General features: G+C 49.9%; 16 protein-coding genes. 8 read left to right on the plus strand and 8 right to left on the minus strand.

Going from position 1 to position 17,294, the window contains the following annotated elements; all coding sequences use genetic code 11:
• Window positions 1–246: 246 nt before the first annotated feature.
• Window positions 247–1,971, plus strand: a complete 1,725-nt coding sequence (locus Pan241w_RS12950; protein ID WP_145216175.1) for a hypothetical protein — start codon at window positions 247–249, stop codon at window positions 1,969–1,971.
• Window positions 1,972–1,994: 23 nt separating this feature from the next.
• On the opposite strand, the gene Pan241w_RS12955 is transcribed toward Pan241w_RS12950, so the two are convergent.
• Complete coding sequence (locus Pan241w_RS12955) at window positions 1,995–2,789, minus strand: ABC transporter permease (RefSeq protein WP_145216178.1); 795 nt, start codon at window positions 2,787–2,789, stop codon at window positions 1,995–1,997.
• A gap of 330 nt (window positions 2,790–3,119) precedes the next feature.
• Here Pan241w_RS12955 and Pan241w_RS12960 point away from each other — a divergent pair, with 330 nt between their 5' ends.
• From Pan241w_RS12960 to Pan241w_RS12975, 4 genes are all read left to right on the plus strand, one after another.
• Window positions 3,120–4,028 (plus strand): UDP-2,3-diacylglucosamine diphosphatase, encoded by a 909-nt coding sequence (locus Pan241w_RS12960; RefSeq protein ID WP_145216181.1) that lies wholly within the window; start codon window positions 3,120–3,122, stop codon window positions 4,026–4,028.
• 37 nt (window positions 4,029–4,065) lie between these two features.
• Window positions 4,066–5,262, plus strand: coding sequence for a DUF3419 family protein (locus Pan241w_RS12965; protein WP_145216184.1), 1,197 nt, complete (start codon window positions 4,066–4,068; stop codon window positions 5,260–5,262).
• A 49-nt stretch (window positions 5,263–5,311) separates the two neighbouring features.
• Window positions 5,312–6,055: a class I SAM-dependent methyltransferase gene (locus Pan241w_RS12970; RefSeq protein WP_145216187.1), complete on the plus strand. Its 744-nt coding sequence runs from the start codon at window positions 5,312–5,314 to the stop codon at window positions 6,053–6,055.
• 95 nt (window positions 6,056–6,150) lie between these two features.
• Window positions 6,151–7,701 carry a bifunctional aminoglycoside phosphotransferase/ATP-binding protein gene (locus Pan241w_RS12975; protein ID WP_198000501.1) on the plus strand — a complete coding sequence of 517 codons (1,551 nt, stop codon included), beginning with the start codon at window positions 6,151–6,153 and terminating at the stop codon, window positions 7,699–7,701.
• Between the two features lie 23 nt (window positions 7,702–7,724).
• Here the strand turns inward: Pan241w_RS12975 and Pan241w_RS12980 are convergent, their stop codons facing one another.
• The 7 genes from Pan241w_RS12980 to Pan241w_RS13010 form a co-directional block, all read right to left on the minus strand.
• Window positions 7,725–8,090 carry a SpoIIAA family protein gene (locus Pan241w_RS12980; protein ID WP_145216195.1) on the minus strand — a complete coding sequence of 122 codons (366 nt, stop codon included), beginning with the start codon at window positions 8,088–8,090 and terminating at the stop codon, window positions 7,725–7,727.
• A gap of 124 nt (window positions 8,091–8,214) precedes the next feature.
• Window positions 8,215–8,916, minus strand: coding sequence for an ABC transporter ATP-binding protein (locus Pan241w_RS12985; RefSeq protein ID WP_145216198.1), 702 nt, complete (start codon window positions 8,914–8,916; stop codon window positions 8,215–8,217).
• A complete protein-coding gene (locus Pan241w_RS12990; RefSeq protein WP_145216201.1) occupies window positions 8,916–9,839 on the minus strand; it encodes a 1-phosphofructokinase family hexose kinase in 924 nt (307 codons plus the stop codon). Before Pan241w_RS12990 ends, Pan241w_RS12985 begins: the two co-directional genes overlap by 1 nt.
• A gap of 54 nt (window positions 9,840–9,893) precedes the next feature.
• Window positions 9,894–11,186, minus strand: coding sequence for a GDSL-type esterase/lipase family protein (locus tag Pan241w_RS12995; protein WP_145216204.1), 1,293 nt, complete (start codon window positions 11,184–11,186; stop codon window positions 9,894–9,896).
• Between the two features lie 110 nt (window positions 11,187–11,296).
• The gene (locus Pan241w_RS13000; RefSeq protein ID WP_145216207.1) at window positions 11,297–12,466 is read right to left on the minus strand and encodes an iron-containing alcohol dehydrogenase; all 1,170 of its coding nucleotides are present in this window, start codon (window positions 12,464–12,466) and stop codon (window positions 11,297–11,299) included.
• A gap of 74 nt (window positions 12,467–12,540) precedes the next feature.
• On the minus strand, window positions 12,541–13,125 hold the full coding sequence (locus Pan241w_RS13005; protein ID WP_145216210.1) for a glutathione peroxidase: 585 nt from the start codon (window positions 13,123–13,125) through the stop codon (window positions 12,541–12,543).
• 245 nt (window positions 13,126–13,370) lie between these two features.
• Window positions 13,371–13,826, minus strand: coding sequence for a hypothetical protein (locus Pan241w_RS13010; RefSeq protein ID WP_145216213.1), 456 nt, complete (start codon window positions 13,824–13,826; stop codon window positions 13,371–13,373).
• A 407-nt stretch (window positions 13,827–14,233) separates the two neighbouring features.
• Between Pan241w_RS13010 and Pan241w_RS13015 the strand changes: the two genes are divergently transcribed.
• From Pan241w_RS13015 to Pan241w_RS13025, 3 genes are all read left to right on the plus strand, one after another.
• On the plus strand, window positions 14,234–14,578 hold the full coding sequence (locus Pan241w_RS13015) for an FHA domain-containing protein (RefSeq protein ID WP_145216216.1): 345 nt from the start codon (window positions 14,234–14,236) through the stop codon (window positions 14,576–14,578).
• 137 nt (window positions 14,579–14,715) lie between these two features.
• Complete coding sequence (locus Pan241w_RS13020) at window positions 14,716–15,249, plus strand: NUDIX hydrolase (protein WP_145216218.1); 534 nt, start codon at window positions 14,716–14,718, stop codon at window positions 15,247–15,249.
• A gap of 110 nt (window positions 15,250–15,359) precedes the next feature.
• On the plus strand, window positions 15,360–17,219 hold the full coding sequence (locus tag Pan241w_RS13025) for an ArnT family glycosyltransferase (RefSeq protein WP_145216221.1): 1,860 nt from the start codon (window positions 15,360–15,362) through the stop codon (window positions 17,217–17,219).
• The last annotated feature ends 75 nt before the right edge of the window (window positions 17,220–17,294 follow it).

Raw genomic sequence — 17,294 nt, forward strand, 5'->3', positions numbered from 1 at the left:
GCCTTTCCATTTGAATTCAATTCAAAAAGACTCGACATTTAGCAGGAGACTAGTCAAACTAGACTGTGTCCAGTTTTATTCTAGCGTCTCCAAGGTCATTTGGACCGAGTATATTAGATTGAGACAGGCTATGGTAAAATGTGATGCGATCTAGAGTGCTCGCCGCGTCGTATTTATGTCTGGTGAATTGCTTCGTCAGACGGCAAATGATTTTGATCACTTTCAGCACACCATTAAAGCATTGAAATGTCTTCAGTGACTCCTTTTCCCTGTCAGAATCCTGATTCTCGATTTGATTCCAGTACGGAATCCGTTCCGGAGCCGTTGTGGGTCAAGCAGGATTTGCGGGTACCACGCTACGATGACGCCATCTTCTCCCGCCCTGAGCTAAGTCAGATTATCAGCGACGCTGAAGAAAACCGGCGGATGTTTGCTGCCTGTTCCCGGGACCGAAGCGGAAAAATTATCTCCAGCCTGCGAGAGTGGGCACGCCGCAGTGTGCTGGAAGAGGCCGCCCGGTATACGGCGGAATTGACAGGAAACTCTGTTGAGCTTCCTGAAGATCTCAACGAGCGTCTCTTACTGATTACGGGACACCAGCCGGCGCTGTACCATCCGGGCGTGTGGGTGAAGAATCTTTTAATAGGTAAAGTAGCCCGTCAAACGTCTGGGCTGAGTTTGAACCTGATTGTTGATAATGATCTGGTGAGTTCAACTTCGATTCGCGTTCCCCAGGGAACTCGCTCTGCTCCCTCTTTTACTGATATCGCGTTCGATGAAGCAATTTCGCCCAAGCCGTGGGAAGAAACAACAGTGCAAAACCGGGAGCTTTTTTGCTCCTTTTCCGACCGGGTGGAAGCGGCTCTCCAGCAGTGGCCTGATTTGTCTGCTCCGCTATTGCACGAAATCTGGCCTGCGGCGATGAAACAGTTGAATGTTTCCGACCGGTTAGCGGATTGTTTGACGGCCGCCCGGCATGCACAAGAACAACGCTGGGGTGTTGAGAATCTGGAACTCCCTATCAGTCGGTTGTGTACGACGAGCCCGTTCCTATGGTTCGCCTGCTATCTATTCAAGTTTGCAGAGTCGTTTCGTGCCACACATAATGAAGTGTTGGGTGAATACCGTAAAGTGAATCGCGTGCGGAGTAAAACGCACCCGGTTCCGGAACTGTCGGAGCAAGATGGCTGGATTGAATCTCCGTTCTGGATCTGGCACGCGGGCGAGAGTCGTCGACACCAGCTGTTCGTGAAACGCAATCAGGACAAGGTCCTGCTTTCCGACGGAACGAATGAAATCGTGACGCTTCCGATGCAGGAAAACTGCGATTTATCTGCGGCAATTGAAGTTCTGAAGCAATTACCATCCCAGGGAATTCGGTTGCGCACACGGGCCTTGACGACGACACTGTTTGCCCGTCTGTTTCTAGGGGATCTGTTCGTGCATGGAATCGGCGGTGCCAAGTATGATGAAATGACGGACCGGATCTTTACTCGGTTTTTTCACCTGACGCCCCCCCGTTATCTGACGCTGTCTGCGACCAAGTTTTTGCCATTCTGCGAACCATACGATGTGCAGCAATGCGACGAAACTTGCCTGAAAAATATTTTACGCGATCTGGATTTCAATTCGGATCGTCATTTGACGAGCAACCAACTGTCAGAAGCGGCGCCTCTGTTAGACCGCAAGCAGGCATTAATTCGTGAGCAACAAGCTGCCAGCGAGCAAGAGGGATCCGGAGACCAGGCAGAACGCCGTCGTGTTAACCGGCAGCGATTTCGTGAACTGCGACAGATTGATGCAGAGCTAGCGGGGTTAACAACGAAACTGCGGGAGCAGATTAACGAAGAACTGGTGAGTGTGCGACAGCAGATGGATGCGAACGCGGTGATTCAAAGCCGGGAAATGTCGTTTGTGCTCTACCCGGAGTCGGTCTTAAAAGCTCTGTTTGAAAAACTGACTTTTGAATAACGTCTGCTTGTGTTAATTCTACCCTACCCGACTTTTCTGATCTGCTCAAAGAGGAACTGGTGTTTCGAATTGAACAGTCGGCGATAGCCCAATAGTACTGACATCACTGTCCCCAATGCGGTTCCCGAGGCGATCAGGAACATGATCACGATTTGATACTTTACAGATTCCAGTGGACTGGCACCGGCCAGGATTTGTCCGGTCATTAACCCGGGCAGTGAAACCAGACCGACGACCATCATCGAATTGATAATCGGCGTCATGCCTGAGCGAACGGCGTTTTGCAAAGCTTCCCGAGCTGCTTCATTTCGAGTGGCACCCAATGTGAGTTTGAGTTCCACTTCTGCTCTGCGCAAAACGAGTTCTTCGCTGAGCCGATCCAAGCCGAGCGAAATTCCATTCAACGTGTTTCCCAGAATCATACCGAGTAGTGGGATCAGGTATTGAGCCGGGTTTTTCGACCAGTTTTGCGGCGGAATAATCACCGTTAATGCGAAACCGGTGACCAGCCAGGAACTGACGAAGACTGCCACCATGCTATTCAGCCAGATGCCAGGGAAACGACGTTGCGAACGTTGCACGGCGGTCAGGCTGGCGATGAGAGTCATCGTGAACATCAGGAGCAGGATCACCGACCACCAGGAGAGTTCGAAAATCCACTCCAGGATCAGACCGATCAACAGCAATTGCACCACAGTACGCAAGGCAGCCAGCAGCAGGCGTTTTTCCATGTTTAGCTTGAGCCAGATGGAGATGATGCCGTTGACCAAAACGAGCAGTGTCGCCAATGCAATATTCAAAGGTGTTAAATCATACATGAAGATCGCCTGCCGTCGTTATCAGGAAAAGGGAAGCCAGTAAAGTCTGAATCATAAATAGTTCCATGTGAGATGAGAAGGCAGGCCTCTTAGGAAGAGGCTCTTCACGGATTGATTTCCTAACCTTAACCGGATCTTTAATTAGCGGGGGATTGCTGCTTTTGTGAATTCTCAAGACCTTAACTTAGCATTCATCATCAACGAATAATTGGCTGGTATCATCCCCGCCAGAATGAACAGAGAAAAAATAAGAAGAGTCCACAGTCAGAGCTGTGTCATCAGAGAAGCGGACAAGCGTTTTCGCGGAGCAATGTCATTAAGGAGGATGATATGATCGTGTCCGAGGAACCCATAGCCACAGCGGCGTGTCGCTCGATTCGTTCCATTTTTGTCAGCGATGTGCATTTGGGATGCATGCACTCACGGGCGGACGAATTTCTGGAGTTTCTGAACTCGCATGATCCAGAATCCCTGTATCTGGTGGGCGATCTGATTGATGGCTGGAAGCTACGCAAGAAGTGGCGCTGGCCGCAAAGTTATAATGCGATTCTGGACCGGGTAGAAGCTTTAAGTGCACAAGGGACAGAAGTCTTTTACACTCCGGGTAATCACGATAATTTTCTACGTGATTTTGGCAAACGTTTTGGTTTTGTCACGCTCTCCGATGAATTCGTCCATATCACTGCGGACGGGCGACGTTTTCTGATCATCCACGGCGATCAGTTTGATAAGTTTGAAACCGGTGCGCAGTGGCTTTCGGTTCTGGGGTCTTTTGCTTATGACGTTCTGCTGACGGCGAACAGTCTGTTTAATCGTCTGTTGAAACGCAAGGGGCAGTCAAAGTTTGCTCTTTCTTCGGCAGTCAAATCTCAAGTGAAACACCTGATGCGATTTATCAGTGATTATGAACAGAAACTGGCCAGTCACGCCCGCAAACGACTCTGTGAAGGGATCATCTGCGGTCATATTCACGCTCCCAATATTCTTGAGATTGACGGAATCGATTACTGCAACACCGGTGACTGGGTGGAGCACTGCAGCGCACTGATTGAATACAGCGATGGTGCAATGGAGATTGTATTTTTCGATCAGGAAATTGCCCCTACTCAAAAGGCAGCTTTACCGGCACAGACTGTCGTGAATCGTAATGCACAGCAGGATTATTCGAAAACAGAGATGCCAAGTTTAATAAACCGATTTCTAAAACGATGTCACCCTTTACGGTTGATTCGCCGTTAATCAACCTTCATTTGATCAATTTGTGGGAGCAAAATTCATGATTTCAGAACGGATCAGCCGTAAGAGTTTTCAGTGGGTTCATCAGGGCAATCTCGTTTACAACACCTGCTGGGAAGACCCCCGCCTTGATCGACGGGCTTTGGAAATCGGTCCAGAAGATGAGGTTCTGGTGATTACTTCTGCGGGGTGTAATGCACTGGACTATCTGCTGGATGAGCCACGACGGGTGCATGCGGTCGATATGAATCCCAAGCAAAATGCCCTTCTGGAACTAAAGCTGTCGGCGATCCGCAATCTGGATTACGAAGCATTTTTTGATTTGTTTGGCCGGGGGCAATCCAGGAACTGGGAAGATCTGTACCTACAGAAGTTGCGTAATGATCTTTCAATTACTGCCCGCAAATACTGGGACCGTCACGGGAAATTCTTTTCTTGTGAAGGGAAACGCTCCAGTTTTTACTTCCGTGGTTCATCGGGACTGTTTGCCTGGTTTGTGAACTGTTATATCGATCGGGTAGCCAAGATTCGAGATGATATCAATTCTTTATTAGCGGCCCGGGATGTGACGGAGCAAAACAGCATTTATCAGTCTCGCCAATTGAATGATTTATTGTGGACCCGGATGATTAAATGGAGCATGGGACGGGATCTGACACTCTCCATGCTGGGAGTGCCCCGCCCTCAACGGACGCAGATTGATCAATGTTATCCTGGCGGAATTGTGCAGTTTGTGATTGATCGGATTGAGACGGTTTTCACCAGCCGTTCTCTGCAAGATAACTATTTTTGGCGTGTCTATCTGACGGGAAGTTATGAGCCGAATTGTTGTCCCGAATATCTCAAACCGGAGAATTTTGAGCGACTCAAAGCGGGGTTGATTGATCGGGTCACCGTGAATACGAATACCGTGGAAGGGTTTTTGAAGCAGCATCAGGGGACGATTTCCCGCTATGTGCTGTTAGACCATATGGACTGGATGGCTGGTGCACAGCCTAAAATGCTGCAGAGTGAATGGCAGGCGATTCTGGATCGCGCTGCCGAGCAGACCCGGATTATCTGGCGTAGTGCTGGGATGGAAGTCGATTTCATTGATCCTTTGAAGGTGCAGTCTGCAGGACGGGAACGTGAGGTAGGCGAACTACTGAACTACCAGAGCCAACTTGCCTCGGAGCTGCATGAGCAGGACCGCGTGAATACCTACGGCAGTTTCTATATTGCAGATCTGCTGGTGTAACGGAGAGTATGCAGCGCCCTTCAAACCGTTTTTCTGAAAGCAGGACGAAATGAGCAATCTGAGTGTGCGGTTAAGTGAATTTAAAACGTTGTGGCATCTGTTGGTTTCCCGCATTGACGGTCAAACACACGCCGAACGGCTTAATTCGTTTTATGGCGGACAGGCTGCCGGTTACGACCAGTTCCGCAAACGCTTATTACATGGGCGCTGTGAATTGTTTGAGAGTTTGCCCGTAGCCAAAGATGGCGTCTGGGTAGATCTGGGAGCGGGAACAGGTGAGAACGCAGAATTATGGGGAGAGCGGCTTGCTCAGTTTCAACGTGCATATCTGGTCGATTTGTGCCAGCCTCTGCTTGATGTCTGTGAGCAACGAATTGCGGATCGAGGCTGGGGAAACGTAAAAGCGGTCTGCGACGATGCGACTCGATTTGCGCCACCAGAATCTGAAGTAGATCTGGTCACGTTTTCTTATTCTCTGACGATGATTCCTGATTGGTTTCAAGCGGTGAATCATGCCTGGGATTTGTTGCGTCCGGGAGGAATGTTGGGAATTGTTGATTTTTACGTATCAAGGAAATATCCCCAGGTCAATCGAAAGTCACACTCCTGGTTTCAGCGCCATTTCTGGCCGACCTGGTTTGCCGGCGATAACGTCTTTCTCAATCCCGATCATTTGCCTTACCTGTTGGATCGGTTTGAGATGATCTCGCTGAAAGAAAATCAGGGGAGTCTCCCCTACGTGCCGTTCTGTAAGGTTCCGTACTACATTCTGATCGCCCAAAAACCGGGATGAGACTGCTTCTACGCTCTGCGCCCTGCTTCGATTCTGTTATAATACAGCCTTGTCGAGAATCATCTTCAACGCAGCAGGAGCATGGAAGAAGCAGCATGTTGATTGAATCGCTACAGAAAAAATCCCTTTTTGATCATCCCGTTGATGAATTTCAGGTGCTGGAGACGCATATTTCCTGGGTGCTGCTGACAGGCTCTTACGCGTATAAACTGAAGAAACATGTCGATCTGGGCTTCGTCAATTTTTCCACGCTAGAATTGCGTAAGAAGTACTGCGAGGAAGAAGTCCGTCTGAATCGCAGGTTGGCACCGGATCTTTATCTGAAAGTCATTCCCATAACGGGAACCGAAGCCGCCCCTGAATTGGATGGAGCCGGCGAAGTGATTGATTATGCGGTGCAAATGGTTCAGTTTTCTCAGGAGAATCTGCTGAGCCATGCGATTGAACAAGGCACTCTGACTACGGCGCACATTGATTTGCTGGCGCAGGAAGTGGCTGAGTTTCATACGAAAATCGACATTGCCGGTGACGATTTGGAGTATGGCAGGCCGGAAAAAATCATGGCGCCGGTGGAAGAAAACTTTCGTCATCTGAGCGAGTTGTTTTCGACTGATGCTGCGGTTCAGGAAATGGTCGCATTGATTCGAACTGAAAACGAACGCTGGTACGATTCGCATCAGTCGTTATTGACACAACGCAAGTCAGAGGGGTTTATTCGCGAGTGTCATGGTGATATGCATCTGAATAACATGATTCTGAGCGATACGGGAGTGACTCTGTTTGACTGCCTGGAGTTTAATGCTGCCTTACGCTGGGTAGATGTGATGAGCGAAGTCGCTTTTTTGGTAATGGACCTGGAAGATCGGGGGCACGCAGACTATGCCATGCGATTCCTGAATCGCTATCTGGAACTGACGGGCGATTATGCCGGCGTTCCTTTGTTGCGGTTTTACTTGTCCTACCGGGCGATGGTGCGTGCCAAGGTCGCTGCGTTGCGGTTAAGCCAGCATCATTTATCGGAAGCGGAAGAGGCGGAAATTCGCGAGGAGTTCTGGTCGTATCTGGAACTGGCCAAGAAATATGTAATGCCGACAGAACCCGTACTGATGTTGACACACGGTGTATCAGGGAGCGGGAAGTCGTATGGGAGCGGCCTGCTGCTGGAAGGGATGAATGCGATTCGGGTTCGTTCAGATACGGAACGCAAACGGCTGCAGACAGAGTTGCAGTTGGCAGACGCCGAATTATATTCACGGGAGACTACCGATAAAACCTATCAACGATTATCTGATCTTGCGCAAGCCATTTTAGAGGCAGGCTGGAATGTGATTGTTGACGCGACCACGCTCAAAGCCTGGCAACGCAGCCTGTTTCGGAAACTGGCTGAAAGTATGAACGTTCCTTTTCTGTTGTTGTACTTTTCGGCCGACCGCAAGGTTTTGGAATCACGAATTGCGGCGCGCGAGGCTGCCGGCGGCGACCCTTCAGATGCGACGACCGAAGTTTTAGCACATCAGCTGGCAGAGGTTGAACCCTTGACAGCAGCCGAGCAGTCAGAAGCAGTCGCCATTCCCGCAGAGCAGGAATGGACGACTGAATTGCTGGTCCAACTGGTTAATCGCGTTCGGGCGGGAACGGGCAATTGAACGATGTGCGGAGTTAGTGTGGCTTAGCTCTCTTCCGCGATCCAGGTTTTGGCTGCATCTGTATCTGCAATGTCGAAATATTTAATTTTGGCTGTTGTGAATGGTTTGCAGAAATTGGCCATGCCTTTTTCCCACTTGCTTTCACCAACCATCGCCAGTCGCGAGATATCTTTGAAGTGTTTGATATCAAATTTGACGTCTTCCCAGAGTGCACCTGCAGTCCAGCCGTGAAAATCTTCCAGTTCGACCAGCATGTGCAGTGGGCCACGCTGCTCGATCAACGTTTCGATGATGGGAGAAAAATCGTGATAGTCTTCTTTGACCAGTTTGCCGGAGAGTTTAATTTCGACATAGCTCTGATCTGGATGGTCTTGAATCTCAATAGGCATCGGTTGTCTCCTTGGAATGGGTGAGAGATAGTCCAACAGTATTAAGCATAATTGATTTGCAATTTCTTTCCAATCTGATTCTGAATTATTTAATATAACTTCATCAGACTGCAGCAGGTATCGCTTACGGACTTTCCTGCACAGGCGAAATTGTCCCTTCCGGAAACGTCATAATCTGTCTGGCGACGTGGTCTGCCTGGCTGTGGTCGTGTGTGATCCAGACGAAGGCAGGACTTTGATCCGAAGTGGAAAGCCATTTGAGGATGATCGCTTCAAACTGTTTTGTCGTGCCGGGATCGAGGCCGGACGTAGGCTCATCCAGTAACAGAATCTGAGGAGAGAGACTCAAGGCCCGCAGTAACGCGACAATCTGCCCTTCTCCGCCTGATAGTGCGCTAGACTGGCGTTGCAGAAAGGATTCGGGTCTGTCGAAGGTACTCAATAAACTGATGACCGCAGCGATGTCGTGCGATTTGTGCTGATTGACCTGAAATTGCAGCGCAAACTTCAGATTGTCTTCTACGGTCCCTTCAATTAAGACTGGCCGTTGTTGCAGGTAAACGACCTGACTGCGAAATTCAGGGAGTTCTTTGTCTTTGAGTGGATTTCCGTGAAAGAGCAGTTCCCCTTCCTGAATATCATCAAGCATGGCCAGCGAACGGAGGAAAAGTGTTTTCCCAGAACCAGTCGGACCAACGATGGCGATCCGATCCCCCGGATGGACAGCCAGTGAGATATCTCGTATCAGCCACTGTCCGGCCGCGGTCTGTCTGCCGATTTGCCGGGCTTCCAGGATGCTGTCCGGGTCAATGGGTTCCTCGCTCATCAGACGACCTGTTCCATTTCGACTTGCTTGTACAATTCCTGCACACGGGAGTCGGAAAGTCGAGCGGGGAGTAGTTGTGTCAGGTTATCAGCGGCAGCAGCCATGCCCCAACGAATCGATTCGGGAACCGTCCAACCTTGATAGATTGCACTGGCGATGCCTGCTGCGAGACTGTCACCACATCCAATCGGGTTGACTGCCTCGACAGAGGCCGGGATAAACCGATAGACCTCATCGGCGGATGTGGCCCACAAGGCAGATTTTCCCTGCGAGATTACGACCCAGGTCGCACCGCGGCGATTGATTTCCTGCATGCCTTTAATTAATTCTTCAGTACCGGAAAGAGCGCGGTCGAGCGTGCGTTCCAGTTCTTCGTGGTTTGGTTTGACTAGAAAAGGCGTGGCTGTTAACGCCTCTTCAAGCTCACTGCCCCGGGCATCGAGAATAACCGGACACTTCGTCTTGGCAATGAGATCTCGATAAAACGTAACAGGGGTTCCTTCCGGCAGCGATCCCGTGAGGACAGCAACCGTCGCTGTTTCAGCGCAGCGGCGGTATTCAGCAGCAAACGCTTTGACTTCCTGTTCTGAAAGGGGAGTTGCATTTTCAACAAGTTCCGTTGTCTGTCCGGAAGATCGGTCTAGAATCGTCGTGCAGATGCGAGTCGGGTTTTCTTGATCAAGGTCGCGGAACGAAACGTCAAGCTCGTTCAGTTCGGCTTCGATCAGACTCCGGGCATAACCACCGGCAGGAAAAATGGTTTCACAAGGACAGCCAAGGTGCTGGAGAGCAACCCCCACATTAATCACTTTGCCTGAAGCACACCAGTGCGCAGACTGGCAGCGGTTGACTTCGCCGACCTCGAGTGAGTTCACTTCCAAAATCTGTTGCCAGGCCGGGCTCAGGCCGGCTGCGATGATCATTTTCGAAATGCCTTCTCTGCTACAAAGGATAAAGGGATCGATCTATTCACCGTTTTAAGGAACTAATTCACCACGTAACATAATTTTGCCAACGCGGATTTTTGTCCCCTGATATTTGGGAGATTTGAGTTCCTCTTCGGGATTTTTCAGACGGAACGCGACAGGGCTGCGGTCGGGCTGTTCCGGATGAATTTCGACTGTCACCGAATGGACTTTGTTCGGATCGAGATCTTGTGCAAGATTTAATGTCGCGATCCGATGATAGGTGCAATAACTGTCAAACCGTGGCGTTAATTTGGAATGCGGTTTTCCATCGACGGTGATCTCGACTTGACCGCCGTCGGGGCCTAACAGATCGTAGAGAGCGGCTTGAGTCCCACGAAAGCGAAAGGTAATGCGACTGCCCGGCTTGTCTGCTTCCCAGATTTGTCCCATGCGGCCGCCGAATCGTTTTTGCAGAGTATTGTCTGCTGGCAACTCCTGCCAATTACCGGAGAGCATCGTCTGATTCAACGGGACCATTTTGGCATCGGACCAGTGTCCGGTGACAAACGGCTGTTTGAGTTTTGATGCATGATTCACAGGCTTGGATGTGGGCTGCATCTGCTGGATGGCATCGGCAATGACTTCTGTGTAGATTTCGTGTCCCTGATCAAGGGGATGTACGCCATCTTTGGAAAAGAGCACGATCTCCGCGGCTAGGGGTTTGTCGGATGTAAATTTGAGTTTTCCCTGTTGCTCAAGTTCAGCAATTTTCAATGCGACGTTGATCGACGGAATGCCGTAATGGTCAGCCAGCAGTTCCATCGCGGATGCAGCCCGGGGGCACTCACCTTTTCTCAGATCCTTTTCATAATTCACGCGGAAGGTATAAACAAAGCAGATATCCGCTTCTGGATTTGATTTCCAGATCTGACGGACAATCCCGTCCATCGATTCCCAGATGGATTCCGGCTGCCGGCCTCCATCATTGACGGCAAATTCGATGAAGACCAGATCGGGGTGATGTTGCAGGACATCATGATCCAGACGAAACGCTCCCAGGTTGCTACCGGTCCCACCGATCGCGGCGTGGATTTCATGGATTTTCGCTTGGGGAAACGCCTTTTGTAACCATTTTGTTGTTTTGACTCTCCAGCCGGGGGCGGCTGTAATAGAGCCTCCTAGATATGCCACACGGACTTCTTCATTCTGTTTGAGTTTCTTCAGGGTGTTGCCGAGTCCCTGACGGGGTTTGACCAGTTTGGCTTTAACCGGATGGTAAGCAGGTGGGTCTGCTTGTGCGAAACCCGTTGTGCTGATAGCAAAGAATACAAGGATGAGCAGCTTGACTATAGATCGAGGCATTGAGTTTCTTCTCCGTGAGTGCGTAAGGTCAAAAACGCATTTTAACGAATGCCATCGTAGAATGAAATGAGTGCTCTTCACAAGTCCGATAACTTGCAGGAGGAAATCGGTTACAGCAGGTCTTCCAAAATTTGGGTGAGCTCCGTATCGGAAAGTTCGCGCGGGTTGCCGCTCATACTGTTTCCGCGAGAGCTGGCCACCAGATCCGGGATTTGTGTTTGAGAAACGCCGAGACTTGAGAGGTTGCGAGGAATATTGATGCGATCATTGAGGGCTTCGATCTGATCAATCAGGTATTGTGCAGCCTCTGTTTCCGAGAGGGAAAGTTCCGGGGCGAGAAATCGGGTGATTTCGGCGTATTCTTTTTGTCGGACCGACAGGTTGGTTTTCAGCGTGGCTGGCAACATGACGGCGCACGCCAATCCGTGGGAAATGCGGCAGTGAATCCCCAGTGCGGGGGCGACGCCGTGTGCCATTCCCAGACCTGAGTTAGCTAAGGCGATTCCCGAAAGTAACGCTGCATGTGCCATGCTTTCGCGGGCAGTGCGGGACGAACCGTCTTCGACGGCTTCGGCCAGTGCAGGCAATGCCAGTTTGAGACCTTGCAGGCAGAGTGCCTGTGGAATGGGCTGGGCGCGGCAGGAGATATAGCTTTCCAATAATTGGGTAATCGCATCCATGCCGGTTCTGGCTGTGATTTCAGGTGGAACAGAACAGGCGAGTTTGGGATCGCAGAGCACCAGGTTCGGAATCATCTCATCGGCACGCAGGCTTTTTTTAAAGGCGGGCGAATAACTGGAAATGACCGCGTTCTTGGTGGCTTCGCTGCCGGTTCCGGCGGTGGTGGGAATCGCGAGTAGCGGCAGCGGTGCCTGTTTCAGTTTTAAGCCCTTTCCGACGCCTTCGAGATAATCGAGAACGGTATCGCTTTCCCGGTTGGTGATCATCGCGGCGCAGGCTTTGGCCAGATCGATTCCTGAACCGCCTCCGATACCAATCAGAAAATCCCCTTCTCCCGCTCCCAGATGATGCAGGAGATTGGTGGTCTGATCAACGTCAGCCACCTCGGGCTCATTGGAAATGGTGCGAACGAATTCGCTCTCAATGTTGGATCGAAGCAGTAAGCGTTTCAATTCTTCAATCACCCCGTTTGATTCCAATGAGCGGGAACCGCCGATGATCAAAGCCCGTTTGCCCAGAGACGCGGCCAGTGGACCGACTTCCTGAAAGCGATCCCAGCCGAAACAGATTTGTTGTGGAGAGAAAAAGTTATAGTTCATGTCTGAAGGCATTCTATAAAAAAAGGGACACATCTCATGTAGATGCATCCCTTTTATTTTGAATCAGAGACGGATTATTTCTTTTTTAATTCTGCTTCGACGGCTTTCGTGACCTCTTCTGATTGCGGATTGACGCGTGTGCGGAAGCGGGCAGCGATTTCACCATCGCGGTTGATCAGGAATTTTTCAAAGTTCCATTTGACCGGGCCGGCGGTTTTGGGATTCGCTTTTTTGGACGTCAGGTATTTGTAGAGGTCGGTGGCATTTTCGCCGTTGACGTCGACTTTGCTGAACATGTCAAAGGTCACGCCGTAGTTTTTGGTGCAGAACTCAGAAATCTGTACTGCTGTGCCAGGCTCCTGAGCACCGAACTGATTGCAGGGAAATCCGAGGACAACCAGTCCCTGATCTTTGTATTTTTCGTGAAGTGCCTGCAGGTCTTTGTATTGGGGAGTTGCACCACATTTGCTGGCGGTGTTGACGATCAACAAGACTTTATCTTGATATTTACTGAGATCGACTTCTTTGCCATCCAGAGATTTCATTTTGTGTTTTAAGACGGGGGGCACGGATTTCTTGCCAGTCTCACCAGCAAACGAATTCGAACAGGCGATCGCCAGCACGGCGGCCAGCATGGTCATTGTCTTAAGGCTCTTCATTGATCTCTCCAAAGCTTGGGAGCCGGGCTCATGTGCTCGGTTCAGAATAAATAAACAAGTGAATCATCAGATCGCATCTTGCGAGAACATAACGGTCTCTCCTCTCCGACTGTTCTTATTATAGATTCAAGGGAACCCATAATACTACAATCAGCGCGTCTCAGCTTTAATTCTACTGAATCATCTCTGAAACGGAAACCTGATGAGCAGGCAGTCGGAATTTTTTGGAAAAAACCAGTTCTGCGTCAGGAGAGACGACCGGCAAGATTGGCTTTGTGGAACAGTGCGCGAAACAGGCTGGCTATGGGAAAGCCGTCTGCTGTTGTCCCTTCTTCAATATCCTGTTCGTTCACCCAGCGATTGCGGAGGTCGGCCTCCAGTATCTTACGGGCCGAACTTTTGAGAGCCTGGAAGTCAAATAGCTCAATAATGTAATGTTCAGAGGGTTGCTCAGATGCGGGCTTGTCGCTGAAGGCCAGATGTGCCTGCGGGTCTTGCGAGATGATGAAGTCCTCAAAGGGGACCAGCTCAAAAGTCTTTTCGATCTCGGAAATCAGGCAATGCTGGAAGGTTTCATAAGGCTTCTTTTTCGCCCCAGGCAGCATGAATTCCTGACGTTCATAATTCCAGTGTGCCAGCCAGTGGACTTTCTGATCGAGAGTGGTTTGGAACAGGATAAACGAACCAACAAAGTTGCCCATCGTAGAAGATTACCTTTCTCGATCGCGATATTCTGAGACGTTAATAGATACAAACTGGCCCGCTAAAATTTTACCATTAAGGAAGTTACCGACGGAAGAAATTTCTGGGAATTGTAACACAACATCAGAGAAATCTCGCTGAACTCCCAGATCCCACGTTCATTCGGGAATCGCTGATTCCTCGCATTCTGAGGGAAATTCAGATTTTGCGATCTTTTTCCGGTTTCCCATTGCATGCTGTGAAACGAATTAGTAGAATTACGCATAAGTATTCACGTATGTGAATTAATGTATTGCAGTAAATTACCCTCACTTGGTCCTACCCCCCATTTGGCCTACCCCAGCCGCAGATGTTGATAAATCACCACACTGATTCAACTTCTGCCCGAGAGTAAAAGGTTCCTTCCATGAAAATTCATCTTATCAGTGATCATCCCGATTTACCGGATATTGAGGTCAGTGTTGATGAGTTACCCGTTGTACTTGGAAGAAGTAACGGCTGTGATATTCGAATTCTGGACCCGATGTTGAGTCGTCAACAATGTGAATTGACGTTCCATAATAATTCCGTCCGCGTGCGAGATCTGGAATCGACGAATGGGACGATTGTGAATTCTGCTCAAGTGAACGATGCTCCGCTTTATCCCGGCGACATCATCACCATCGGCATGGCCAATTACGTTGTCAGCTATTATGACGACGAAGGCCAGGAAGATTTCGAAGAAAGTTATTTCTCCGAGAATTCGATTTAGTCTTCTGTTTCTGTTATTCTGCTTTTGTTGTGCAGTGAGTTCGCTTACTTTGATCGAGCCTCTGTTTATTTCAAAAGTAACATTGCTGCGAGAGTAGGCCCTTTTGCGTTTGCTCTGCGCGAAGTAAGTTGACAGTGATGAATACAGAAGAACTGTTTGATGTGGTCGACGAACACGACCAGGTGATAGAACAACTCCCCCGCTCTGTTGTACATGCGCGAAAGTTGCTGCATCGGGCTGCAAATGTATTTGTTTTCAATTCTGCGGGGGCATTGTTGTTGCAGTTTCGATCTGCAACAAAAGATGAATATCCTCACTGCTATACTTCTTCCGCTTCCGGCCATCTGAGTGCGGGTGAGGATTATCTGGAATCAGCCGAACGGGAGATGCTGGAAGAGATCGGTATTCAGACACCGCTGGAATGGCTGGAGAAATTTTCCGGAACTCCTCACAACGCCTATGAGCATACCGTCCTGTTTCGTACGTTTTGCGATGGGCCGTTCACATTTGATCCGCAGGAGATCGAACGGGGCGAATTCTTTGAGCTCGCCGTCATAGACCAGATGTTATTAGAAAATGAGGAACAGTTTACTCCGCCGTTTCGGCAGCTCTATCGCTGGTATCGTGCGAAGAGGGGGAGTAATTCAAGCGGTTCAGGGGGCGTCTGCTGAATCGGGAAATCTTCTAAACAGACGATAAATCGTTAGGAATTCCCTGATCTGGAATTTATGATGAAGGTTGGTTCCCTTCTTTAGTTTCGTCCCTGTTAAAAAAGCCGATCATGCCGATTCTGAATGCGATTTCTTCGAAGCAGGTACATAAACCACTCATTGTGTGTGGAGCGCCGTTACTGTTAGGGGCGCTGATTCTGGTTCAAACCAGCAGCTTTCGAAGTGTGAAAAGTCCGACTTTCGATGAGACTTTTTTTCTGAATACCGCGTTGACCAGTGTGGACCAGAGTGAGCTGGATCAACGCATCAGTGGTGAGGGCGTCGCCCCGATTCCGATTCTACTGACCTATCTGCCCGTGGCCTGGTCGGCGGGAGGCAGTCAACGCTCGGAAAGGTGGCAGGGGGAAATCTCCGATCCCCCCCTGATTAATCAGGCACGATTATTAAACGCACTGCTGGTGGGTATCCCGACCATGCTGCTGATTTACTTCTGGTTGCTGCACCGTAGAGGCTTTGCCGCGGGGTTTCTGGGGGCGGCTCTGGTAACGTTCTCGCCGACGATGATCGCACATTTTTCACTGGCCACGACCGATGCCTGTTTCACATTGATGGCGTTGATTGCTCTGGCGACACTTACCCGATACTGGAAGGCACCGTCTACCCGAAATTTATGCTGGCTGGCGATTGCCGTTTCGCTTGCGATCTCAGCGAAATATTCCGGCATATTTTTGCTGCCTTGTGTGTTGATCATCATGGTTCTTGTTGCGATTCCGCAAATCAGTGCCGGCTCAAAAAAAATGCTCTGGCTGCTGTTCAAGCGGGTGACCGTTTCTTTTTCCCTGTTACTGTTGCTGCTGATTCCTTTCACATGGGCATTTCATCTGTTCGGCTTCAGTGGTCCGCTAAAGACAGTACCTTATGCAGAAACGCCGGACTATTCCGCCTGGGTTCGCGTTCTGGGGCGAGGTCCGGTTGCCGAACGCATAATGGAAGTCTCCCATACTCATCTGAAACGCCCTGCTCCGTTTGCGGGCGTCCTGTTTCAGTTCCTGCATAATTCGGCAGGACATGATGCATATTTAATGGGGCAGGTCTCCAACACTGGCTGGTGGTATTACTTTCCGCTGACCTGGCTCTGGAAAAGTACGCCGGTGGAATTATTACTGACGGTGCTGGGGCTGATTTTGAGTGTCTGCTTTCTACTGGATCTCTGGAAAACGTGGCGCCATTCCAGGGGCGAAGTTCCCGAGATTGCTGCAGAAAATAGTCCTTCTACGATGGGGCAGGAACCGACCAATCATGCGCCTTTGATCTGGATTCTGGCGATCGCTGTGTTACTGGGAATGTCCCTCACCAGTCGACTGAATCTGGGACAGCGTTATCTGCTCACGGTTTATCCGCTGATGTTTCTGTTTACGATTGACCAGTTCATGCGCTGGTTTAAAAACAAAACGTTTCTGGTTTACACGTTTGCCGGGCTCTGTTTCGGGTTTCAAATTCTGGCGATCACTTCGATTCAGCCGCATTATCTGGCTTACTTCAATGGGCTTGTCGGCGGCCCGGAAGCGGGTCACAAATATCTGCTCGATTCCAACATGGACTGGGGGCAAGATTTGCCGGCACTCAAAGCGGCTTTAGCTGACCTGCCTCCTGACGATCGCGACAGGTGTTTGCTGTACTATTTCGGGACCGCGCGGCCGGAAGCATATGGGATTTCGGTACTGTCGTTAAAAGAGACACTGCCTGATGATATCGATCGGTGGAGTAGTCTGGCGCTTTCGGTGAATCATCTGCAAGGACTGTATACACAGGGGAAAGATCCGTTTGAGGGCTTCCGATCTTTGAAACCGTTGAAACGAGCCGGGTATTCGATTTTTCTGTATGATTTAAAGACGCCGGAAGCAAAACAGGCGCTACAGGAATCCATTGCGACTTTACGGAAAATGCAGGCGAATGAAAAAACAAAATAGCTGGCAGATACGGACGATCCCCATTCGTTTTTCGGTACCGATCAGTTCAACTGTAGCTCCGCTGAGTCTGTCATG

It is taken from the genome of Gimesia alba, assembly GCF_007744675.1.
Classification (GTDB): Bacteria; Planctomycetota; Planctomycetia; order Planctomycetales; family Planctomycetaceae; genus Gimesia; species Gimesia alba.